Here is a 21,828-nt window from a genome sequence, read left to right on the forward strand (position 1 = left end):
CTTGATTATTTCACCTCATATTGATTGAGTGGCACTTCAAATTGCTGCATAGAAAACGATAAATTGGCTAGACGTTGATTGGCCACCAAATAATTTGTCCGATAAGATAATGGCATGAAAATCGCCTCTTCATGAATGGTTTGTAAAATGGCTTCATACAGGCTCTGTCTCTCTGATTCATCAGTTGAGCGAATCACTTTCGCAATATTTGCTGCTAATTGTTCTGAATGTGCTGTGCCTTTTAACGCATAATGGCCAATTTGCTTTTCCCCCGTCATCATTCGTAAATACATATGGGGATCATAAGGTGCCCCCCACGTATTATTCATAATGACATTGAACTCACCTGTTTTACTTCGCGTTCGGAAAAGTTGATCTTCTTCTCCAATCAATTTGACATCTACGCCTAATTCACGCCATGCTCCCTGTAAATATTCAAATATAGATTTATGCACTTGGTCATTACTGTTATATGGAATTGTGATGGTCAGTGCTTGACCGTCTTTGGATCGAAACGGAGCCCCTTCTTCAAAGATCCAGCCTGCTTTATCCAATAGTTGCTGGGCTTTTTCTAAATCATAGCTGTAAGACTCAAATGGAATATCACTATACGGAAATCCTGGAGCAAATAAAGACTTGGCCTCTTGTTCAATGCCATTTAATACATGTTCAATAATTGTTTGTCGATCAAAAGCATACTGCAAAGCAAGTCTGACATCTTTATCTTGCGTCACGCCATAGTCTGAATTGAAAGATAGTATTCTAGTAGAGGAAGGTTCAGAAATTAGCGTTTGATATTGGGGATTTTTCTCCAAAGCTCGGAGTTCCTCAGGTGCTAATTGACCACTTCCGAAAATTAAATCAATATCTCCTTTTTCAAGTGCCATCATACGTGCTTGTGAATCAGGAATAATTTTGACGATGACTTTTTCTAGCTTAGGCTTCTCTCCCCAATAATGCTCATTACGTGAAAACTCAGCAAAATTGTCTTGCTTGTAATCAGTTAAAATCCAAGGACCTGTTCCAACCGCTTTTTCAATGCCATCTTTGGTTGTCCCACTTGCTGGGAAGCCACTATCCCCTAACATACGTAATGGACGAATCAACGTTAACTCCTGTAAAAATGGATAGTAAGGCTCTTTTAAATGAATCTGTAATTTCAGCTTATCTAAGACTTCTACCCGATCAATGACTGCCACCACTTCTAGCCAACTATGCGGTGCAATATTCTCCACCACAGTTTCGATATTACGTTTAACATTGTCTGCCGTAAGCTGAGAGCCGTCTGAATACAAGACATTGTCTCGTAATGTAAATATGTAGCTCTTACCGTCTTGAGACATTTCCCATGCTGTTGCTAATCCTGGCTCTATTTGCCCATCATTTCCATAGCGTACAAGCGGATCGTATAACATTGCCTGAGCAAACATTTCATTTGGTGCATACAGGTGTGGATTTACTTCTCCAATATCCTTTGGCCAAGAAATGGTTAAAACATGTTTATTTTCACCTTTTGCCTTGTCTTTTTTTGTCTTGTCATCTGAATTTCCGCAGGCCACAAGCATACTTCCACTCACAATCAATAGAACTAGTAAACTCATTATTTTTTTCAATATACTTTCCCCTTCACTTAAATAGTAATGATTACTATTATCATTCAAAATCGAATTTTAAATGATTCATGACTTTTTGTAAAGTAGATATTCAAAAATAAATCTTAAAGACATAAAAAAACACCTCCTCTGTCCACGGAACAAAGGAAGTGCCTTCTGTCTTAATATAGTGCTATTTTTGTATGCAATAGCTCATGTAACTCATGCAATTTTTTAATTTCATAATGTGGTTCAATATCACTCGTATTTTCAACATTGCGGATGTTAAACCAACATGTATCAATGCCTGACAGCAATCCGCCTTTAATGTCTGATGTCAAAGAATCGCCGATTATAAGCGTTTTAGCTTTATCAAAATGCTCAATCCGCTCAAATACATAATCAAAAAAGGCAGGCATTGGTTTTTGATAGCCCGTTTGCTCGGAGATAAAGATGCCTTTAAAATATTGTGCTAAATCGGCATCCACTAGTCGTTTATTCTGTGTCAACGTTACGCCATTTGAGACGACATACAAATGATAGTGATTGGCTAGTTGAGCGATGACTTCATAAGCTCCCTCTACATAATGATGTGCTTCCTGTAAGTATTTTTGGAATAGCGATTCAAAGTAGGCGCCATCGACCTCCATCCCAAATTCCTTTAAAGCAACCGCAAATCTTGTATTATGTAGTGTATTTTTTGTCACTTCCCCACGCTCAAAAGCTCGCCACATCGATTCATTAATTTCTTTGTAGCGCGCTATCATCTCGGGCGTAGTGGCTATCTTTTCCTCTCTGAACATGCGGTCAAGTGCTGCATTTTCAGCTAAATCAAAATCTAGTAATGTATCATCTACGTCAAACAATAATATCTCATATTTCGTCATGTTCATTCCCACTTTCTTCGATGCATTGTGACTATTTACTCTATATCATGATAACGTTTTTTATGAAAAATAACAGTAAAATGTCCTATGACAGAATATTAGAACATGTATGCGCTTTATACACATGCTTATCCGTCCACACAAAAAAATACTTACAGGTAACATAGTCGTAGCATTACTTTTAGCTGGTCCATTATCATTGGCTGGTACACAAAATACGTTTGCAGCTTCTAATGAGAATGAGTTTTCTAATATAGAGAACTTAAATTTTACCGAATCTGGCCAAACATTCACATTAGTTTATGATGAAGGTGAAACAGATTTTAACATTGAATATAGTGGTGATAAAATGTTGTTAACTACTACAACTGGTAACAAAATTCATACATTTGAATATAATGAAGGTGATTCTTTTGCTATAATGGACGGAGAAAAAGTGGAATTATCTTTTGAAGAGTTTGTTGACCCTACTAAAGTCAATGATGATTCCCAACCTATATTTAGTGCTTATAAAGCAGATGATTATACACCTGTCTATATGTCAACTGCAAAAATCAATTTCGACAAAATGGTCACAGATGTATCTGATATTGTGACAGTAATTGGTGGTGTTATTGCAATTGGAGGAATTATCGGAGCTGCAATTACTAAAAAACAAATTGCATCAGTAATAGGAAATTGGGCTGGGGCTGTAGGGTTCGCCACACTTATAGTATCTAAGACATTTTCTGGGAAAATCACATATGATCAGTACAGAACTAAGGGTCTAGTTGATACAGGATATGGAACAAAATACCATGCAATTAGAAACGATAACGTTAGAGTAATTGCTTCCGTTGCAGGTTTTAGTATGAATGAACAATTAAGAGGTACTGGTGATTGGTATTTTAATACAAAGCCATATTAAGGAGGTTTATAGGTTTGCAAAAGTCTAGCATATTTAATAGAATTGCGTTAGTAGTGCTGTCTATTATGGTTATCGGGGTTCTTTATTCTTTCATTTGGCATAAAGAGAGTTTTGATAGACCAATTTGGATACAAGTTGTTATGACTTTTTGCTTTTTAATGTTGAGTATAAATAACTTTAGACTAAGGAAGTACGCTATGGGTTGGATTTTTGCTGGAGTAGTAGTAGCTTTTGGAATCAGTATATTTTGGGGTACTACTGCTGTTTAATCAATCAACACCATGTCAGTAAACTAAGATCAGCCAACAATTTCTTGTTACATTTTATGACAAAACTTCAAATTCAGATAAAGAGTAAAACGACTGTTTAAAAAGAATGGTCTTACAAAGACACAAAGCCTGTGATAACAGGCTGTAGGCCTTTGTCTTTGTGTATTAAGGTACAAGTAAATTGTGTTTTGAAAAACTTTTAAATTTAAATTGAGTAGAAAAATTATATAGTATATCCCTAAGAAACCTCCAATGGTTATTCCAATGGAGGTCTTCATTTCATTATTTAACTGAGCCACTAATAAATGTTTTATCAGGATAATACATATTCTTTACAATTACATTTGGTCCTAAACATTTGACTGCTGGACAGTGGCAATTAATTGATTTAGAAATATTGGAATCTAACCACCGTTCGTAAATTTGAGGTAATGATTCATTTTTTATATTTCCGAAAGCCGAACCGTCATCTGAGAAATCCGTAACCGATATATCCCCAGTGAAAATATTTAAATTCATTCTTGATCGTCCATCAACATCATTTCTGATTGTTATATTATGTTCACTATTGATTCGCTTGATTAACGCTAAATCTCGCTCATCTTGACTACAAGGGTAAAATGGCAATGTACCAAACAATACCCATATGTCTTTATTTCTATAATCAAGAATTTCATTCACAACTTTTCTGTATTCCTCCAAACTAATAACTTCTAAATTTTCAGCGAAGTCACTAGCATACATAGGATGAATTTCGTGTCGCTTACATAACATTTCGTTAGCCACTTCATTATGAATTTTCTCCATATAGGGGACAGTATTACGATTTAACATTGTTTCTGCTGATACAAACATCCCTCCTTTGGAAAGTTCCCTTGCATTGTCGAAAATATTACGATATAAATTGCCTCTATATTCAATTGAAGGTTGCTTATCCATCATAGCGAAGCCTGTTTCAACAAATTCTTTTTCATCACACCAGTTATGCGATATGTGCATAACATCTAGATAAGGAGCAATTAATTCGTAATGAGACATAGGCAAAGTTAAATTCGAATTAATTTGCGTCTTAATTCCCCTACCCTTAGCGTATTTCAAAAGTGGTAACAAATTTTCCTTTATTCCCTTTTTAGTCATTAAAGGTTCTCCACCTGTAAAACTCATTGTACGTAAAGTTTCCACCTCATCTAACTTGTGGATAATTTCTTCTGTAGGTAATGCTGGTAATTCTTTGGTTAATAATGTGTAGCCAACTGCACAATGCGAACATCTCATATTACATAAATGTGTTGTAGTAAATTCAATATTTGATAAAGTTAATTTCCCATACCTATCAATGTCATGGTAACTTTCCCATTCATCATGAGTTTTCTGTACTGTAAACATATAAAAAACTTCCTTTCCATGCTTATAATTTTCGCACAGATAAAATAATTTTTAAAGTGCATTTATTTATAAATTATCTCGGAATCGAACTTAATCTTTATTATAACTTTTTTATTATTTTGTTTACATCTGCTCTATTTCTGACAACTCTATCTTCGTATCCTCTTTTATCTTCTATACAATTAATTTTTCTTGCGCCACTTTGTAATTACAAGGAGTTAAATTACCGACTTTGGTGACACACCAGCCCTCGGCAATATTGTACATGACGAACTACCATTGATTTTTGATAAATGGATGGCAACCGACTTGGCAAAATCGCTTAACTGCCATTGTCCAGCAGTCAAATGCTTAGGGCCAAATGTACTTGTAAAAAATATGTATTATCCTGATGCCGCGTTTGTGAGTGGCTCTGCTCGTGTATAAGTTCATCGATAACGAGAGAAACTCCATGTTGAACAAAGACTGATCAACATGGAGTTTCTTTTACATATGGCGTTATAAATTGTAGGTTGTCCTTATGCCTGCTCTTTAATGCATCGTATATAATTGTTCGATCCTAAGAGAGGAATCCGCCTCTTGATTTTTTTTGTCTTCGGAAATGATTTTCCCTTCATAAATCAATCCACCTGTACGTAAATCAACGATAGACAACCACTGTCCATCAGAAACACGATATACTAAATAAAATTTTCCCTCTGCTATACGTAAATATGGAGCATCATTCTCATTCGCAATGCTTGAATATTGAAGGGTTAAGGGTTCTTCCCACTGCTTCTTTTCAATATGATAACGATTCAATGTTAGTCCATTGGCTGAATAAACAGGAATGTATATCGTTTCTTTATGAATCAGCATTGACTTCCGATAGGGTTTTAATTCTTCTGGCATAGTCCATTCCTCTGCTTCATTCTTGGCATTATTATAGAGATATATTTGACTAGAGATAACTTCTAGCTCAGTATCTTCTTTTCGATCACTGTATTTTTCTACCATATATAAATAATAATTTTCGTTTTGAGTAGTAGTATTGTATTCATTAAAAATACGGATACTGGAAGTGCCTCTTTCTTCTGACACTAATTCTGCAAGGATGGCATCCTTTACTAATTCCTTCTTGTTCTCATCAATCGAATAGACATGCAACTCTTCCCTACCTTTTATAAGATAATTGGCTGATAAATAGTTGGTTGTTAATATATTTATTTTTCCATTTCCCACGTAAACGTCATTCACATTAATCCAATCATAGCTTGCTTTAACTGGTATATCGATTTTAAAGGAAGAACTGTCATTTGTATTTTTATCAAGTATATCAATTTGAAGCGTTACGACATTGCTAGCTTCTTTTCCACCATCATCTAAAAACGTTGTGTAAATCAAACGTGATTTGTCTTCATAATATTTTCTTGGATCAAATTCTTTCCCGCGCATAAAATTACGGTGTTCCTCAATATATTTTCGAAGAATCATAGGTTCATTCGGTGCCATCAAATCTCTAAAAAAAGACTGATTATTGGGATTCGTGGAACCATCCTTTGATATGTACAACATATGATAAAGATCATTACTCTGATAACTTGTTTGAAGAATAAGATTTTCGATTTCTTCCTTATTTCCGCTGATCGTTTCAATTTTATAGGATCTATCATTTTTAGAAGCCATTGCTGTTTTTTGGATATAGTAAGAACTGATAAACACCACGATGAAGAAACAAATACTGATTGTTTTCCAATATTTTTTCATTGTTATACCTCCTCTAGACCCTGATTTTATATTTTAATAAATGATTCGCAATCCAAATGGCACTGCCTAAAACGATCATGCTCGTTACCAGTACCATTAAGAAAATTTCAAGTGGGTAAAAGTAATTTGTATAAACATTAACTAATAGGATTGGAGCAAAAAATACCCCAAGTGACAGTAAGCCATAAAAAATAGCGTAAAAAATCCCTTTTAAACCATAACTTCGCTCAATTAAAATCGCGGTAAATATTACTGCCACGAAAAGTAACCCAAGTGCATATACCAGGATAAACTCTGTAAAGCTAGTCGGATACAGCCACCTCCACATATTTAAAGTAGAACTAGCATAAATTGAGAAATTTGATTGGAGGTCTATTGGTATAATCTTATTCACTATTTGTTTTTCCATCAAAATTAGCAAGATTTGCAAAGCAATCAAGCCAAGAACTAAAAGCATAATCGTCGTTAATTTCGCAAAATAAATGGCGATTCTTTCAGTTGGTAACATGAATAATCTGTAAATAAATGTATTTTTACCAAACCAATCTCGATACCAAATAAAGAAAACATAAATCATCAACATGGCGATACAAAAAAAGATTGGCAGCAGAAACCATTCTGAATCAGTGAATCGATCGAAAGAAAAAGTCCCGTATTGCTCCACATACTGGTTCATGGATAACTGGTTTTCTGCCATCAACTGTTTAGCATTTTTCATATAGGTTTGTGAGATAATTCCCGCTCCTATAAGCTGGCTGAGCATGGTCAAGCCTATTAAAATCAAATACAATTTAAAAAATCGATTTACTTCAAAATTAACAAGTTTTAAATAGTTTTTCATGCTCGATATACCTCCCTCATCACATCAACCACTGATTTCCCTTCATTTTCACGTACTTCCTCCACGCTAAATTCCCTCAATACTGCACCGTCATCAATAAGGACTGCTTTATCAATCAAATGCTCAATATCACTAATTTCATGCGTTGTTATAATGACACCACGTTCTTCAATTAAATGGCTTGTAAACACCTCTGCAATCTGCTCACGAGAGAAAATATCAATGCCAGAGAATGGTTCATCCATCAGTAAATAATCGACATCAAGTGACAATCCCAGTAGCATATTCACTTTTGCTGTATTTCCTTTCGATAAGTTAGCAATACGTTCATTCGGATCAAGTTTAAAAAATTGTAGTAATTCTTCTGCCCTCTGAGGATTCCAGCTTTTATAAAAATCTGCCATGAACGCAAAAGCTTCATTGATTTTCATTTGTGGCAACATCGTTATTGTGTCTGGGATGAAGGTTATTTTTTCAAAACTTTCTTTTGTGATTTTTTCTCCATCCATTAAAATTTCACCACTATTAATTGGTGTGAGCGCCATAATAGCTTTCATAATGGTCGTCTTACCTACACCATTTATTCCTATTAAACAAGTAATCTCTCCTTTTTCTGCAGTAAAAGAAATGTCTTTTAAAACCTGTTTCCTGCCGTATTTCTTGTTAACATTTTTTACTTCTATCATTTCGACTCCTCCGCTTCTCCGCTTTCGGCATCATGTTTTTTCTTTACAAGTTCCAATACTTCGGCTAAAGGCACATCGATAGATTTAATAGAGCCTAAAAATAAGTCAACCGCTTCGATAATTAATTCCTCACGGACATTTTTAAGGACTGCTTCATCTTTCGTAATGCAGCTAGGCATATTCCCCTCTGTAAAAATCAATCCTTGTTCCTCCATTTCCTTATAAGCTCGTTGCGCAGTATTTGGGTTAATCTTTAACTGATTGGCTAATTCCCTTCTGGATGGAATCTCCTGACCTGGCTCATAAAATCCCTTGGCAATTTGTTCTTTCAAATGCCGAATCACTTGGACATACACCGGGTCCCGATTGTTAAAATTTATAGTCAAATAACTCAACTCCTCAAAAATTAATTCCGCGTATTAAACACTTAATACACAGTATGTAGAATGATGGGTTGCACCTATCAACATGAACATATTTTTTCTCTCGTTAACACCTCAGCGTATTAAGTGCTTAATACACAGACAATAAAAAAATGTATTAAACAGTTAATACACTTCTTGAAATGTATTATATGCTTAATACACATTTTAAGTCAACCACATTTATGGAAATATCTATCAATAATTAAAATCACAGCCAGTTGTACAAGTAGCATACATCATGGATGCAAATATACTTTTCTTCAAACAGGCGAGTGTTTTTATCTTCATTGTTAACTGGTAATGACTGTATGTTTTCTTGTAATTATTTTTTAGCACATAAAATATTTTATGTTCACAAGAGGTATAAGAAATAGAAGTTGAGCTATACTATTAAAGATTTCACTTCAAATCCAATGACTAGGAGGGTTAACCCGATGAGTGCGATTGATCGATAACTCAGAAGGACCATCAAAACTGAATAAGCTAAAGTACAGATTTCTTAGGAATATCTTAAGATCCTATGCGGAAGCGAGGCAGTGTGTCATGGAGCAGAAAATGTAAGTGGTAATCAGACCCGGAAATTTATTTCCGGGTTTTTCTAATTGTAAAGCCGTTATTCTAATTCAGCTAAATACATAAAAGCCATATTCAGATGAATATGGCTTTTTCTCTTATCTAATTAATTCCTTTGCAAGGAATCTATAGGTATTTAAACGACTTTCTAATTCATATTGATTGCAATTTAGCATCACTTCATCAAAGCCATAGCGTTCTTGCTCAGCGCTTAAAAAAGCAGCAATGTCTTGGGGTGTCCCGACAAGATTCGCCTTGCGATTATTGTCAATCGTCAATTTATCCATTTCAGTTAATGGATAATCTTTCGCCTCTTCGGGTGACATCGTTTGAATGATTTGCCCTTTCATTAATTGAAGACGAGAAATATCAATCGGTTTAGCTAAATATTCCGCTTCTTCTAGGGTTGGGGCAACTGTTGCTGCATATGTCACAATGATTTGTGGTTTATCCATATAATAAGAAGGCGTAAAATAGGCTTTATAGGCATCAAAGATATCCTTTGACATATTGCCCGTGAAAAATTGTGCATACGAATAGCCTACTCCCAGCTGGCCAGCCTGCATTGCGCTCTGACCACTAGAACCTAGTAACCAAGCCTCTGGTAATGAAATATGAGCAGGAGCTGCAACGACTTGATCATAGACATGTTCACCTGTTTTTTGATTATTCATTAGCTTTAATATGATTTCTAGCTTATCATACTGTTCTGTGAAGCGTTGTCGTCTTCCCTCTGCCAAGGCATAGATAGCGGCATGATCACCACCAGGAGCTCTCCCCACACCAAAATCAATACGATTGGGTGCCAGCCCCGATAATGTTTTAAAGACCTCTGCTAGCTTATAGGGTGAATAATGCATCATCATGACACCACCCGTACCAATGCGAAGCCGCTGTGTTTTAGCAGCTAAAAAAGCAGCAGTTACTTCAGGAGCTGAACTCGCTAATGACTGGCTATTATGGTGTTCAGCAAGCCACATACGGTGATAGCCAAGCTCTTCACCTAGCAATGCCAGCTGTTCTGTACGTTGGAAGGCCTCTTCTGCAGAATGACCTTTTGGAATCGGCATTTGATCTAAAATACTTAATCTCATGTAAAACATCCTCTCTGTCTCTAGCTCCCCCTTTTACTGTAATACAGTTTGGATGATTTACAAAATAAAAAACCTTACTCATAAGCTAGTTGTTTCTTTTCCCAAGTGTGATAGACCATGCCAACAAGCTTTTGTTTTTGTTGCTGGTTTAATACGACTTCTTTAAATTTCATTGCCTCTAGGGAAAATTGCTGCGTTTGTTCGTTCACGACAAATTGGAGAATAGCATGTCCTTTTTCATCTTGAAACGTGATATCACCTGACAATTCTACAACTTGCTCCCCAGTTTTTGCTTCATAATAGCGCCAGTAAGGTTCAAAAAAAGCGTAATTAAACGCATTTCGAACTGTGACATCTGAAAAATTCTCCAAATAGCCTTCCTTTACGGTATCAATATACTCATGATCTGTTATATCTTTTTTTGCATTAAAGACATACCCTACAAGTACTCCCATAAACACAACACAGAGAAATACACGTATATGATTTCCTAAACTCATGTCATCACGTCCCCTTTACGTAAAAACACCATTATCTACATAATACATCAAAATAATGACTCCAAGTAGAATTTTTTTGTGTTATGTAGAAATTATCGTCACTTCCTATTGGATCACTTCATTTATTTCTATTAAAAAATAGCAGCTAGAGTATTTACAGCCTATCCTCAGTTCGCTACTATCAGATTATTATGATAGAAAAGAGATGACCTTTTGTGCCTTTTGATTTAGATGTAAATATTTTATTAATTTTAATCCTCTTCGGTTTTTTAGCAGCCTTTATTGATTCAGTGGTTGGAGGAGGTGGGCTTATCTCATTACCAGCTCTTATGTTCGTTGGTCTTCCTCCCTCTGCCGCAGTAGCAACCAATAAATTGGCAGGTACAATGGGTTCCCTTACTAGCACAGTGACATTTTATCGCTCTGGTAAACTAGATATAAAAGCCGTCTATAAGCTATTCCCTTTCGTATTTTTTGGCTCTATGCTGGGTGCTTGGATTGTCCACTTAATGGACCCAAGTGTACTGAAGCCATTAATGCTGATTATGCTTGCAGTCGTTGCCATTTATACCATCTTTAAAAAAGACTGGGGCAGTATGACCACCTTTAAACAATTAACCCCTAAGCGTTCTATTATTTTTGTTTTCGTGATTACACTTATTGGCTTTTATGATGGCTTTTTAGGTCCTGGGACAGGCTCGTTTCTACTCTTTGCTTTTCTCATAGTTGGCTATGATTTTTTACAATCAGCAGGAAACGCCAAATTTTTAAATTTCGGCAGTAATGTAGCTGCCCTCCTTATGTTTATATACTTAGGACAAATAAATTATGCCTATGGACTACCAATGGGTCTTGCGCAAATTGCAGGAGCTATTGTTGGTTCAAAATTTGCCATTAAACGCGGCAGTGGCTATGTACGTAAATTATTTATCGTTGTGACCATTCTATTACTCTTGAAAAATACATATGACTATTTTTCATGATTAGCCGTTATACTAACGTATGCCAATACTATAGAAGGATCAAACTTATCTCAATTGGGGTAAGTTTTTTTCATGGTATCAACTTTTTCCCTCTCCTCGTACGTCTAGTAAATGTATACAATTTGACAATGTTAAAAAGGAGCTTCTTTGGACATGAGAACAAGAAATGCATTTCAACATGAAGAGGTGTTTGTCCAATTCATTCGAGAACAAAAAGAGCGTTTTTATTTGCTCGCGTATAGCTATACAAAAAATGAACAGGACGCACTAGATGTTGTACAAGACAGTATCCAAAAAGCCATGCTTTCATTAGATCGACTTGAGAATGTGACCTATATGAAAAGCTGGTTTTATAAAATAGTTGTCCGTACAGCCATAGATTTTTTACGTAAGCATAAACGCTTACAAGTGACAGATGATGATACATTACAATATTTAACACCTGCTCAAGAGGATGTTTATGAGAATGTTGACTTGGAGCATGCGTTGGATGAACTCCCGCAAATGTATCGAGAGGTTGTCATTCTCCATTATTTCGAGGATTTAAAACTCGCTGACGTGGCGAACATCCTCGACATTAAATTGAGTACAGCCAAATCGCGTCTTTATAAAGCATTAAAACTATTGAAAATCCAATTGGAAGATGTGAAGGGAGAAACTGCACATGGATAAAAAATTACAGGAGTTAGAAAAACAATATATGAAAGTCCCGATTCCAAAAGAGCTAGACTTCGTGGTTGAAAAAGCACTTAAGCAAGGTCGAAAAAAGAAAAAAAATCGTACACCTCAATGGGTCCTTGGATCTGCCGCTGCAGCCATGCTATTTACAGCTGGTTTAAATGTAAGTCCTGCAATGGCACGCACACTCTCAGAAATCCCCGTGGTTGGTAGTGTGATAAAAGTATTGACTTGGACAGAATATGAAGTGGCTGAAGATAATTATGATGCCAACATTAAAGTACCTTCTATTGAAAACTTAGAAAATCAAGATCTGGCGAATACATTAAATGAAAAATATCGTGCAGAAGGTAAGACACTTTACGATGAATTTATGGCAGAAGTGGGCGATTTAAAATTAAATGGCGGTGGTCATTTAGGTATTGATAGTGGCTACGAAATCAAAACTGATAACGAACAAATTTTGTCGATTGGCCGCTATGTAGTGAATACCGTTGCTTCTTCTTCAACGGTGATGGAATACGATACGATCGATAAAGAAAACGAAATTTTAATTACCTTACCAATGCTCTTTAAAGATCAACACTATATTGAAACAATTAGTGAAAATATTAAAGAACAAATGCGTACACAAATAGCTGAATCGAATCAAGATAAAGTTTATTGGGTAAAGGGTGCTGGCCTTGCCGATGAAGAGTTAATGGAGGAATTTACAACTATTAAACCTGATCAGCAATTCTACATTTCTGATAAAGGCAAGCTTGTGATTTCCTTTGATAAATATGAAGTGGCACCTGGCTATATGGGCGTTGTAGAGTTTGAAATCCCAACAGATGTCTTAAAAGAAGATCTTGTAAGCACAAAATATATTCATTAATTTAGCTTACTTTTCCTATGACGAGGTATTGGATGATGGTGTCATCCAATACCTCGTTTTTTCATGAAACCATACCATTTTCTGCTTATAAAGCCGACTTTTTTTGTCAAAGCTAATATGTATCAATCAATGTTAGAGGGTTTTCAACATGAAAAGTGTAGGATCAATCAGTATTTTACATGTCATCTTCCTATCAATGACTGTTATTGGCTTAAAAAATCATGTAACCATTATTCCTCCGCTACTAGATGTGGCCAAAAGAGATGGCTGGCTATCCGTATTGTTTGCTGGAGGAATTATTTTCTTTTGGCTATTTTTATTAGTATATATTCAATCAAAATCTAATCAAGAGCCCATCCGAGATTGGCTCGATTCAAAAATCGGGAAAATTGGCTCTACTATTGTTATTTATACAGTTGCTATTTTTTTAATGATTATCGCAGCTTTTACAATGGTTGAAACACTGCAATGGATTAATACTACATTTTTACCGCAAACCCCTGTAATTATCTTACTATTTATCTACGTCATTCTGTGTATTCTTCTTGTGACGACTAGCTTACAGACGCTCGTCATTTTAAACGTTTTCGTATTATTCGGAGTAGTTATCTTTGGCTTTTTCGTGGCCTTTACGAACATGCAGGTAAAAGATTATGAATTATTACGTCCATTTTTTGAACATGGACTCCAGCCTGTCTTGCGAGGCATGATTTTTCCTGCATCAGGGTTTATTGAGCTTTTAATGTTGCTATTTTTACAGCATCAATTTAAGGAACGTATTCGCTGGTACCACTTTGCTATTATGCTGGCTATTTTAGTAGGACTGACATTAGGACCTTTAATTGGAGCCATTACAGAATTTGGACCGAATGAAGCGGCTAAGCAACGCTATCCCGCCTACGAAGAATGGGGATTAGTGACAATCGGTCGCTATATCGAGCATCTTGACTTTTTCTCCATTTATCAATGGCTGACAGGAACCTTTATTCGTGTTAGCTTCCTTTTGTACATTGTGGCAGATTTATTGAAGATGACAGGAGATCCCAAGCGTATATGGCAAATGCTTGCTCCTCCCTTCTTTATTCTTTGTTTACCATTAATCATGCTAAATGAAAGCCTATTTTTAAAAGTAAAAGGAAATTATATTCTGGCAGCCACTTTTATTTTTTTCTTTTTACTGTCAATATTTTTCGTAGTCGTAGCTTTCTTGTCGGATAAATCTTCTAAAAAGGGGAAAACTGAAAAACAAGATAAGAAAAGTGGTGAATCATAATGCCTCAGCAAGAACAAGCGCTAGATCTTAGTACGCTCAGAAAATTATTTCAAAAATCAGCAGATATTCAATTTCAGGAATATATGTTTAATCAGCAGAAAGTACACTTTATTACGTGTGATGCTATGATTGATCAACAAATGCTTAATGAAGTGATTATTCAACGTATTCAATATTTATATGATCATTTGGATGAGGTTCCCTTTGAAGAGAATATCGCAAGGCATCTTCATGTTCCAAGTATTCAAAAAGTACAAGACAAGGAACAGCTGATAACTTTTGTCTATAGTGGCTTCTTGTTGTTGTATTTTGACGAAGACAATCTTTTATATGCAAGCAATATTGCCCAAAAGCCGAATCGCCAGCCTGAAGAAACGCGCATGGAGGTTCTTGTTAAAGGGCCCAGAGATAATTTCATTGAAGATATTCGCGTCAATATCGCACTCATAAGAAAACGCTTGCCGACCAATTCATTTTGTGTGGAAAAAGTGGAGCTTGGGAAACGATCAAAAACTACGATAGCCATTCTTTATTTTGATGATATTGTGGATATGGATATTTTACATGGCATCAAAAAGCAGCTTGCTGCTGTGGATACAGATATTGTTTTTAGTGGCGATTTATTGATGGAACGGGTGAATAAAAATTCCAAGCTTTTTCCGAAGTTTGATTATACTGGACGACCTGATTATGCGGTTCAGGCCTTAGCGAGAGGACGTTTTATTATTTTTGTAGATGGCGTCGCCTATGCTATCGTTACCCCTGTCAATTTGTTTCTCTTACTGAAATCAGCTGAGGATAATGAATATCCTATTATTTTCAGTTCACTCGAACGATTATTAAGAATATTTGGTATTTTAATCGGCTTACTACTTCCTGCATTCTGGCTTGCCTTGACAACCTATCACCAAAACCAATTGCCGCTTCAACTACTCGCAACCGTCGTGCAAGCGAAGGCTGGCTTACCGCTCCCCTCTTCACTTGAAATGTTGCTGATGCTGCTGATGTTTGAATTATTTCGTGAAGCAGGCTTGCGTCTCCCTTCCGTTATTGGTGGGACCATCAGTGTTGTAGGTGGATTAATTATTGGGGATGCAGCCATTCGAGCAGGTGTAACGAGTCCTGAAATGATCGTTGTCATCGCTATTTCTACCATTGCTTCCTTTACATTAGTGAATCAGTCACTTGTTACTTCAGTTAGCATATTACGCGTTGCCTTTATCTTTGCTAGTGCCTTTTTCGGGTTATTTGGCTTCTTTGTTTCTTTATACCTGACACTGCTTTATTTAAGTAATATTCGAATTTACGGCTACTCTTACATGAACCTAGCAACAGATCTAAATTGGGCAACCATTAAAAAATCCATCTTTCGATTATCACCTAAGGGCTATACAGAACGTAACAAAGCACTTGCTCCACAGGATTATACACGAACATCAAAGGGACATGAAAACAAGGATTCCCAAAATAAATAGCATCCCTTTCAGTTTTGAAGGGATGCTATTTTTATCCGTTCAAATATTTTGTGCCCTTTCTTTAATAACATTCAGTACACTTTCCCAATGACCTTTCATTGCTTCTCGTACTGTCTGATCAGAAAGATGCTCTTGATGAAAGCTAATGGTTGTTTTATTACGCTCTTTGGGTAAAATACGGATTTGTACGGTAGATGGTTTTGACCACTCTTCCTTTTGCCAAGTTAATCGAAGCTGCTCTAACGGTTTAACAATCCTGATTTCGCCTGACCCTGTCTTTGAATGGTATTTGTGCCCAGGCTCAAATATAACTGAAGTGCCTTCCCCCAGCCATGTACGTACCCCTTCTGTTGTCGTGAGCAATGCCCATGCTTGCTCCTGCGAAATTGGAAACGTCCTTCTAACCCCGATTTGAAAACCCACACTTTTCGTTTGACCGATAATTTTTTCGTTATCCATTGCTTCACCTCTATTTTATGACCTTTATTGTGAACTGTAGTTCTATTCGATAAACTTGCTAAACATTCCTTCTATGTATTCATAAATGAATGCTCCATTTTCCATCAGCGATTTGACCTAGTACCCTTTGCATTGTGTGCTTTGGCTACAACATGAGCAGTACAAGTAACTAAGGGAAGCAACCAAAAAAGGGAAATTGTTTTAAAAAACAATCTCCCCCTCCTTCATTTACGTCAATTCCACAAACTCTTTCTGAACGCTTTGTTCTGTTTGTCCCTTGCGAAATTGAATATGATGAAGCTTTGCAAAAATCCCATTTTGAGCCACTAGCTCATCATAGGTACCATCCTCTTCAATGCCCTTCGGTGTCACAACTAATACACGATCAGCATTGCGAATAGTTGCCAGTCGATGGGCAATAACTAGTGTTGTACGATTTTCAGCAAGCTCTGTTAACGATTGCTGAATAATCATTTCTGTTTCTGTATCTAAGGCAGAGGTTGCCTCGTCTAAAATTAAGATAGGCGGGTTCTTTAGGAACATACGAGCAATCGCTAGTCGTTGCTTTTGTCCTCCTGATAATTTTAAGCCACGTTCACCTATTTGTGTATCATAGCCATCGGGCAGCTCTGCAATAAATGCCTCTAGATGTGCTTTTTTCGCTGCCTCTCGAATTTCCGCTTCACTTGCATCTAATTTACCATAGGCAATGTTTTCACGAATCGTACCTGTAAATAAAAAGACGTCCTGCTGTACGATACCAATTTGAGCACGTAATGACGCTTGTGTCATATTACGTATATCGATACCATCAATCGTAATAGCGCCTTTTGTCACCTCATAAAATCGAGGAATCAATGAGCAGATTGTAGTTTTACCTGCACCCGAAGGCCCTACAAAGGCAATAGTTTGGCCAGCTTTTACATCAAATGATATATCATGTAAAACCTGTTTGGATGCATCATAATTAAAATGAACGTGATTGAAGGCAATATTTCCATCTAAATGTTTAATAACCTTTGCATCCTCACGATCTTGAATTTCTGGCTCCTGTTCAATTAATTCACGGAAGCGCTTAAAGCCAGCCATTCCTTTCGGATAAAGCTCTAATAAAGCACTAATTTTATCAATTGGTTTAATCAGGACATTCGTATATAAAACAAAGCTCACTAGCTCCCCATAAGATAATTTCCCATTAAAGCTTAGCCAAGCGCCGACCACTAACACCATTAATGTAAGGAGGCGCGTCATCATGTAAATACTGGAGTGTGTCCCTGCCATAATTTTATAGGCATATAATTTAGCCGTACGGAAAAATCCATTTTGCTCCTTAAAGCGTTTAATTTCAAAATCTTCATTTGTAAAGGATTTCACAACACGGACACCAGATACACTATCCTCTACACGTCCGTTCACATCAGCAATTTTGCCATACATCGTTTTCCAAGCATTGTTCATTTTTATATTACTAAATGTCACAAGCCATGTTAAAAATGGCACCATAATCGCTGCAATCAAAGCGAGTGTTGGATTGACATTAAACATAATGGCAAAGGCCCCAACAAAGGTCATGATTGCAATGAAGAGATCCTCTGGTCCATGATGGGCAAACTCACCTATATCAAACAAATCATTGGTAATGCGACTCATAATATGACCTGTTTTCGTATTATCAAAGAATCGGAAAGATTGCCTTTGTACATGCGTAAATAATTCCTGACGCATATCCGTTTCGATATTTATGCCTAGTTTATGCCCTAAATAGTTAACGATAAAGTTCAATAATGTACTAATGGCATAAACAAGCAGTAATAGGACACTTATTTTCACGATCATGCCCCAATCCCCTGTTGGCAATAACTCATCGATAAACCATTGAACAGCCAATGGAAACGCAAGCTCTAAGATTGCTACAATAATGGCACTCGAAAAATCGATGACAAACAATCGTTTATGTGGCTTGTAGTAGGAAAAAAATTTTCTATACATGTTTGTCTCCTCTCTAAGTTGTAAAAATTTTGCCTATCTTTTAATAGTACCATTTGTGCAAACGTAACGGAAAAGTATTTTTTCTCCATAGCAGTATATTTTTATTTACTTTTAAAATGTTGCATGTTACTATGTTAGTAAGAATTGAATAGCTTTTGACTTTATTGTCAAAGGGGAGTAGCTAGCAGATGCGATCGAAGCATCTGATTCACATTCGTCATTACATGGTATATTACCATCGGGTGTGATGGCATTTCTTGTCACACAGAATACTTTCTGTGCAACGAACAGTTAATTGCTTAGCAAGACCTTTGCCTATTTTTTAGGCAGGGGTCTTTTTCTTTTGCTTAAAATAGGGAAAGAATAAGTTAGCAAGCCATTCATTTCTGTTCAACAATTAAAGGAGGCAATAAATTTGGAGGCAATATTTTTAGAATACGCATGGGTACTTGTCGTATTAATTGTACTAGAAGGTTTGTTAGCAGCAGACAACGCCGTCGTAATGGCTGTTATGGTTAAGCATTTACCAAAGGCACAACAACAAAAAGCTTTATTGTATGGATTGGTGGGGGCGTTTGTTTTCCGTTTTGCCGCATTATTCCTTATTACAACGCTCGTTAATTTCTGGCAGATTCAAGCAATAGGTGCAGCTTATCTACTGTTTATGTCTATTAAGCATATTTATGATTCGCGGAAAGCATCTCAAAACTCCGAAGAAATTCAAGAGCCGAAAAAACAATCTGGCTTCTGGATGACGGTTGTAAAAGTAGAACTTGCTGATATCGCATTTGCTGTGGATTCTATTCTTGCGGCGGTTGCCATTGCTGTCACACTTCCACATATCGGTGATTTTGATATTGGCGGTATTAACGCAGGTCAGTTCGCAGTAATGTTCTTAGGTGGTATTATTGGTGTCATCATGATGCGTTTCGCAGCTCGTTGGTTTGTAAAGGTTCTCGACAAATTCCCATCACTTGAAACAGCTGCTTTCCTAATTGTCGGCTGGGTTGGTGTAAAATTAGCTGTATTAACATTAGCACATGAAAAATTGGGTGTGATTCCACACGAATTCCCCCACTCCACTCTTTGGAAAGCTATTTTCTGGATTGTCTTAATTGCTATCGCATTAGGTGGCTACCTAATCGGTGTCAAAAATCAAAAGAAACAAGAACAATAATAATGAAAAATCGCTTCGATTACGATCGGGGCGATTTTTTTATTTTCTTAAAAATATAAAAGAAGGTATTTTCTAATTGAGAACGAATATCAATTATTTTTTGCATGAATTGCTTTAAAAATTAAATTTTTTGTATGTTACTGCCTCTAAGCTGTATACTAGTAAAGAAGTCATTTACTGCAAAAGGAGGAAAACTTTTATGTTATCTGAAAAACTACACACAGCTCTTAATGAACAAATGAATTTTGAATTCTACTCTGCGCATGCCTATATGGCAATGGCAGCCTATTGCACAGATCAAGATTATGATGGCTTCGCTAACTTCTTTTTAGTACAAGCAGAAGAAGAACGCTTCCATGCCATGAAATTTTATAATTTCTTAAGTGATATGGGCTACCGCGCAACAATTCAAGGTTTTGAAAGCCCAGGCAATCATTTCGAATCCATTTTAGATGCCTTTAAAACGGCTCTATCACACGAAAAAGAAGTAACACGCCGTATTTACAATTTATCAGACATTGCTTTAGATGAACGTGAGCATGCGACAATGGCCTTCTTAAAATGGTTTATCGACGAGCAAGTAGAAGAAGAATCTACATTTGATACATTAATTCGTAAAATCGAGCGTATCGAAACTGACTCAAACGCAATCTTTATGCTAGATGCAGAATTGGCTACACGTACATTTACACCAGATACAGAAGCATAATATTTCTTATAAAAAATCTGCCATTAAGGCAGATTTTTTTAGGTATCTATCTTGCTTGTGGGATTTTCAAAAGATGCAATAAAAGAGAAACGTTGAAAAATCAACGTTTCTCAGGTTCTTTATGGTTCCCTTACCACTCCATCAAAGGCAGCTTGATAGATTTGATAGATATCTTCACGCTCTAATGGCATTGGACTTCGCGCTAAAATACGCGTTTGTTTTGTAGCATCCTCTGTTAGCTGTTCAAGTGCTGATGAAGGGATATTGAATCCTTGTAATGTTGAGGGAATTTTCACATCTTGAACGAGTTGTTGTAAGGCATCAACACATTTATAGGAAGCCTCTTCTTGCGATAAATAGGATGATGATATTCCCATGGCATCTAAAATATCTTTCATTCGTTTTTCACAGCTTTGACGAATATACCCCATGACATATGGTAATAGTACTGCATTGGAATCACCATGAGCTATATGGAACTGACCTCCCAGGGGATAGGCTAAAGCATGGACGCCTGCTACACCGGCATTGAAAAAGGCTAATCCTGCTAAATAGCTGCCATAACTCATATCTGTGCGCGCTTGCTTGTCTTGTCCATTATGGACAGCTGTTCGGATTGACTGGCTAATTAATCGGATAGCTTGTAGTGCAAGTGCATCCGTTACTGCATTCGCATTTACTGATACGTAGGCTTCTATCGCATGAGTTAACGCGTCTACCCCAGTCGCCGCTGTCACCTTCGATGGTAAGGAAATCGTTAAGGCAGGATCTACAATCGCTACATCCGCTAATAAATAATCATGTGTCACAACATCCTTGGTTGTATCCAGTGATAGCACAGAAATATTTGTTACCTCCGAGCCTGTCCCAGAAGTGGTAGGAATTAAGATTTTAGGTAACCCTTTATTATCTAATGTTTTCGTTCCTGTTAGGTTTAAATAATCTGCAACTTTTCCATCATGTTTTGCTAATACGGCGGCAAGCTTTGCTAAATCCAGTGCACTGCCCCCACCTACACCAATCACCAAATCAAATGGATGCTTTCTCGTAAAATCAACCAGTTTTTCGCCAATTGCAAGCGGAGGCTCTGGTGCAATATCCGTATAAATGGTTGTTGTATAGCCTTTCTCAATCAAAGGCTTTTCAACATTGTCCGTTAGACCTATTTCTTTTAATAATGGATCTGTCACGATCAAAATATTGTGAGCGTTAAACTTCTTTACCTCTAGCAGAAGCTGACTCAAACAGCCCCAGCCAGTATAGCTAGCAGGCGTAAAGGTTAATTTATGCATGGCTTCTCTA

General features: G+C 36.6%; 21 protein-coding genes and 1 pseudogene. 10 read left to right on the forward strand and 12 right to left on the reverse strand.

What is annotated here, in order from left to right; genetic code table 11:
- Nucleotides 1-5 precede the first annotated feature (5 nt).
- Entirely contained in the window at nucleotides 6-1,601 is a 1,596-nt protein-coding gene (nikA, locus tag NYE73_RS15105) for a nickel ABC transporter substrate-binding protein (protein WP_259956459.1), read from the reverse strand.
- Between the two features lie 173 nt (nucleotides 1,602-1,774).
- The gene (locus tag NYE73_RS15110; protein ID WP_259950789.1) at nucleotides 1,775-2,479 is read right to left on the reverse strand and encodes a YjjG family noncanonical pyrimidine nucleotidase; all 705 of its coding nucleotides are present in this window, start codon (nucleotides 2,477-2,479) and stop codon (nucleotides 1,775-1,777) included.
- 109 nt (nucleotides 2,480-2,588) lie between these two features.
- On the opposite strand from NYE73_RS15110, the gene NYE73_RS15115 reads away from it, so the two are divergent.
- Nucleotides 2,589-3,386 carry a hypothetical protein gene (locus tag NYE73_RS15115; protein ID WP_340815596.1) on the forward strand — a complete coding sequence of 266 codons (798 nt, stop codon included), beginning with the start codon at nucleotides 2,589-2,591 and terminating at the stop codon, nucleotides 3,384-3,386.
- A gap of 14 nt (nucleotides 3,387-3,400) precedes the next feature.
- On the forward strand, nucleotides 3,401-3,655 hold the full coding sequence (locus NYE73_RS15120) for a hypothetical protein (protein WP_066037785.1): 255 nt from the start codon (nucleotides 3,401-3,403) through the stop codon (nucleotides 3,653-3,655).
- Nucleotides 3,656-3,937: 282 nt separating this feature from the next.
- Here NYE73_RS15120 and yfkAB read toward each other — a convergent pair whose 3' ends face one another.
- Nucleotides 3,938-5,041, reverse strand: coding sequence for a radical SAM/CxCxxxxC motif protein YfkAB (gene yfkAB, locus NYE73_RS15125; RefSeq protein WP_066037786.1), 1,104 nt, complete (start codon nucleotides 5,039-5,041; stop codon nucleotides 3,938-3,940).
- 222 nt (nucleotides 5,042-5,263) lie between these two features.
- On the opposite strand from yfkAB, the pseudogene NYE73_RS15130 reads away from it, so the two are divergent.
- A pseudogene (locus NYE73_RS15130) lies at nucleotides 5,264-5,467 on the forward strand (radical SAM/CxCxxxxC motif protein YfkAB); the annotation flags it as partial.
- Nucleotides 5,468-5,572: 105 nt separating this feature from the next.
- On the opposite strand, the gene NYE73_RS15135 reads toward NYE73_RS15130, so the two are convergent.
- From NYE73_RS15135 to NYE73_RS15160, 6 genes are all read right to left on the reverse strand, one after another.
- A complete protein-coding gene (locus tag NYE73_RS15135; RefSeq protein ID WP_066037787.1) occupies nucleotides 5,573-6,787 on the reverse strand; it encodes a hypothetical protein in 1,215 nt (404 codons plus the stop codon).
- Between the two features lie 13 nt (nucleotides 6,788-6,800).
- Nucleotides 6,801-7,628 (reverse strand): hypothetical protein, encoded by an 828-nt coding sequence (locus NYE73_RS15140; RefSeq protein WP_048392405.1) that lies wholly within the window; start codon nucleotides 7,626-7,628, stop codon nucleotides 6,801-6,803.
- Nucleotides 7,625-8,314 carry an ABC transporter ATP-binding protein gene (locus tag NYE73_RS15145; protein WP_066037788.1) on the reverse strand — a complete coding sequence of 230 codons (690 nt, stop codon included), beginning with the start codon at nucleotides 8,312-8,314 and terminating at the stop codon, nucleotides 7,625-7,627. Before NYE73_RS15145 ends, NYE73_RS15140 begins: the two co-directional genes overlap by 4 nt.
- Entirely contained in the window at nucleotides 8,311-8,700 is a 390-nt protein-coding gene (locus tag NYE73_RS15150; protein ID WP_004230719.1) for a GntR family transcriptional regulator, read from the reverse strand. The genes NYE73_RS15145 and NYE73_RS15150 overlap by 4 nt, the downstream gene beginning before the upstream one ends.
- 710 nt (nucleotides 8,701-9,410) lie before the next feature.
- Entirely contained in the window at nucleotides 9,411-10,406 is a 996-nt protein-coding gene (locus NYE73_RS15155; protein WP_016994666.1) for an LLM class flavin-dependent oxidoreductase, read from the reverse strand.
- 74 nt (nucleotides 10,407-10,480) lie between these two features.
- Nucleotides 10,481-10,906, reverse strand: a complete 426-nt coding sequence (locus tag NYE73_RS15160; RefSeq protein ID WP_259950791.1) for a hypothetical protein — start codon at nucleotides 10,904-10,906, stop codon at nucleotides 10,481-10,483.
- A gap of 215 nt (nucleotides 10,907-11,121) precedes the next feature.
- On the opposite strand from NYE73_RS15160, the gene NYE73_RS15165 reads away from it, so the two are divergent.
- The 5 genes from NYE73_RS15165 to NYE73_RS15185 all read left to right on the forward strand — a co-directional run bounded on the left by NYE73_RS15165 (nucleotide 11,122) and on the right by NYE73_RS15185 (nucleotide 16,192).
- Nucleotides 11,122-11,889, forward strand: a complete 768-nt coding sequence (locus NYE73_RS15165; RefSeq protein ID WP_066037790.1) for a sulfite exporter TauE/SafE family protein — start codon at nucleotides 11,122-11,124, stop codon at nucleotides 11,887-11,889.
- 153 nt (nucleotides 11,890-12,042) lie between these two features.
- The gene (locus tag NYE73_RS15170) at nucleotides 12,043-12,561 is read left to right on the forward strand and encodes a sigma-70 family RNA polymerase sigma factor (protein ID WP_004230723.1); all 519 of its coding nucleotides are present in this window, start codon (nucleotides 12,043-12,045) and stop codon (nucleotides 12,559-12,561) included.
- Nucleotides 12,554-13,444, forward strand: coding sequence for an RsiV family protein (locus tag NYE73_RS15175; protein ID WP_054550465.1), 891 nt, complete (start codon nucleotides 12,554-12,556; stop codon nucleotides 13,442-13,444). The genes NYE73_RS15170 and NYE73_RS15175 overlap by 8 nt, the downstream gene beginning before the upstream one ends.
- A gap of 148 nt (nucleotides 13,445-13,592) precedes the next feature.
- Nucleotides 13,593-14,717 carry a GerAB/ArcD/ProY family transporter gene (locus tag NYE73_RS15180; RefSeq protein ID WP_054550466.1) on the forward strand — a complete coding sequence of 375 codons (1,125 nt, stop codon included), beginning with the start codon at nucleotides 13,593-13,595 and terminating at the stop codon, nucleotides 14,715-14,717.
- Nucleotides 14,717-16,192 carry a spore germination protein gene (locus NYE73_RS15185; RefSeq protein ID WP_259950792.1) on the forward strand — a complete coding sequence of 492 codons (1,476 nt, stop codon included), beginning with the start codon at nucleotides 14,717-14,719 and terminating at the stop codon, nucleotides 16,190-16,192. Before NYE73_RS15180 ends, NYE73_RS15185 begins: the two co-directional genes overlap by 1 nt.
- Before the next feature lie 39 nt (nucleotides 16,193-16,231).
- On the opposite strand, the gene NYE73_RS15190 is transcribed toward NYE73_RS15185, so the two are convergent.
- Together NYE73_RS15190 and NYE73_RS15195 are read right to left on the reverse strand one after the other, a co-directional pair.
- Entirely contained in the window at nucleotides 16,232-16,651 is a 420-nt protein-coding gene (locus tag NYE73_RS15190; RefSeq protein WP_259950793.1) for an SRPBCC family protein, read from the reverse strand.
- 228 nt (nucleotides 16,652-16,879) lie between these two features.
- On the reverse strand, nucleotides 16,880-18,640 hold the full coding sequence (locus tag NYE73_RS15195) for an ABC transporter ATP-binding protein (protein WP_054550469.1): 1,761 nt from the start codon (nucleotides 18,638-18,640) through the stop codon (nucleotides 16,880-16,882).
- Between the two features lie 415 nt (nucleotides 18,641-19,055).
- Here NYE73_RS15195 and NYE73_RS15200 point away from each other — a divergent pair, with 415 nt between their 5' ends.
- Nucleotides 19,056-19,817: a TerC family protein gene (locus NYE73_RS15200; RefSeq protein ID WP_016994674.1), complete on the forward strand. Its 762-nt coding sequence runs from the start codon at nucleotides 19,056-19,058 to the stop codon at nucleotides 19,815-19,817.
- Between the two features lie 199 nt (nucleotides 19,818-20,016).
- A complete protein-coding gene (locus tag NYE73_RS15205) occupies nucleotides 20,017-20,526 on the forward strand; it encodes a ferritin (protein ID WP_048392396.1) in 510 nt (169 codons plus the stop codon).
- Nucleotides 20,527-20,645: 119 nt separating this feature from the next.
- On the opposite strand, the gene NYE73_RS15210 is transcribed toward NYE73_RS15205, so the two are convergent.
- Nucleotides 20,646-21,818: an iron-containing alcohol dehydrogenase gene (locus tag NYE73_RS15210; RefSeq protein ID WP_259950795.1), complete on the reverse strand. Its 1,173-nt coding sequence runs from the start codon at nucleotides 21,816-21,818 to the stop codon at nucleotides 20,646-20,648.
- Nucleotides 21,819-21,828 lie beyond the last annotated feature (10 nt).

Origin of the sequence: Lysinibacillus sp. FSL K6-0102 (assembly GCF_038003545.1) — a bacterium.
Classification (GTDB): domain Bacteria; phylum Bacillota; class Bacilli; order Bacillales_A; family Planococcaceae; genus Lysinibacillus; species Lysinibacillus capsici.

Bases quoted from the DNA above. Each gene is read 5' to 3' on its own strand.
- nikA (WP_259956459.1), bottom strand. From the start codon at position 1,601: ATGAGTTTACTAGTTCTATTGATTGTGAGTGGAAGTATGCTTGTGGCC.
- NYE73_RS15110 (WP_259950789.1), bottom strand. From the start codon at position 2,479: ATGACGAAATATGAGATATTATTGTTTGACGTAGATGATACATTACTA.
- NYE73_RS15115 (WP_340815596.1), top strand. From the start codon at position 2,589: ATGCGCTTTATACACATGCTTATCCGTCCACACAAAAAAATACTTACA.
- yfkAB (WP_066037786.1), bottom strand. From the start codon at position 5,041: ATGTTTACAGTACAGAAAACTCATGATGAATGGGAAAGTTACCATGAC.
- NYE73_RS15135 (WP_066037787.1), bottom strand. From the start codon at position 6,787: ATGAAAAAATATTGGAAAACAATCAGTATTTGTTTCTTCATCGTGGTG.
- NYE73_RS15140 (WP_048392405.1), bottom strand. From the start codon at position 7,628: ATGAAAAACTATTTAAAACTTGTTAATTTTGAAGTAAATCGATTTTTT.
- NYE73_RS15145 (WP_066037788.1), bottom strand. From the start codon at position 8,314: ATGATAGAAGTAAAAAATGTTAACAAGAAATACGGCAGGAAACAGGTT.
- NYE73_RS15155 (WP_016994666.1), bottom strand. From the start codon at position 10,406: ATGAGATTAAGTATTTTAGATCAAATGCCGATTCCAAAAGGTCATTCT.
- NYE73_RS15160 (WP_259950791.1), bottom strand. From the start codon at position 10,906: ATGAGTTTAGGAAATCATATACGTGTATTTCTCTGTGTTGTGTTTATG.
- NYE73_RS15170 (WP_004230723.1), top strand. From the start codon at position 12,043: ATGAGAACAAGAAATGCATTTCAACATGAAGAGGTGTTTGTCCAATTC.
- NYE73_RS15175 (WP_054550465.1), top strand. From the start codon at position 12,554: ATGGATAAAAAATTACAGGAGTTAGAAAAACAATATATGAAAGTCCCG.
- NYE73_RS15180 (WP_054550466.1), top strand. From the start codon at position 13,593: ATGAAAAGTGTAGGATCAATCAGTATTTTACATGTCATCTTCCTATCA.
- NYE73_RS15185 (WP_259950792.1), top strand. From the start codon at position 14,717: ATGCCTCAGCAAGAACAAGCGCTAGATCTTAGTACGCTCAGAAAATTA.
- NYE73_RS15190 (WP_259950793.1), bottom strand. From the start codon at position 16,651: ATGGATAACGAAAAAATTATCGGTCAAACGAAAAGTGTGGGTTTTCAA.
- NYE73_RS15195 (WP_054550469.1), bottom strand. From the start codon at position 18,640: ATGTATAGAAAATTTTTTTCCTACTACAAGCCACATAAACGATTGTTT.
- NYE73_RS15205 (WP_048392396.1), top strand. From the start codon at position 20,017: ATGTTATCTGAAAAACTACACACAGCTCTTAATGAACAAATGAATTTT.
- NYE73_RS15210 (WP_259950795.1), bottom strand. From the start codon at position 21,818: ATGCATAAATTAACCTTTACGCCTGCTAGCTATACTGGCTGGGGCTGT.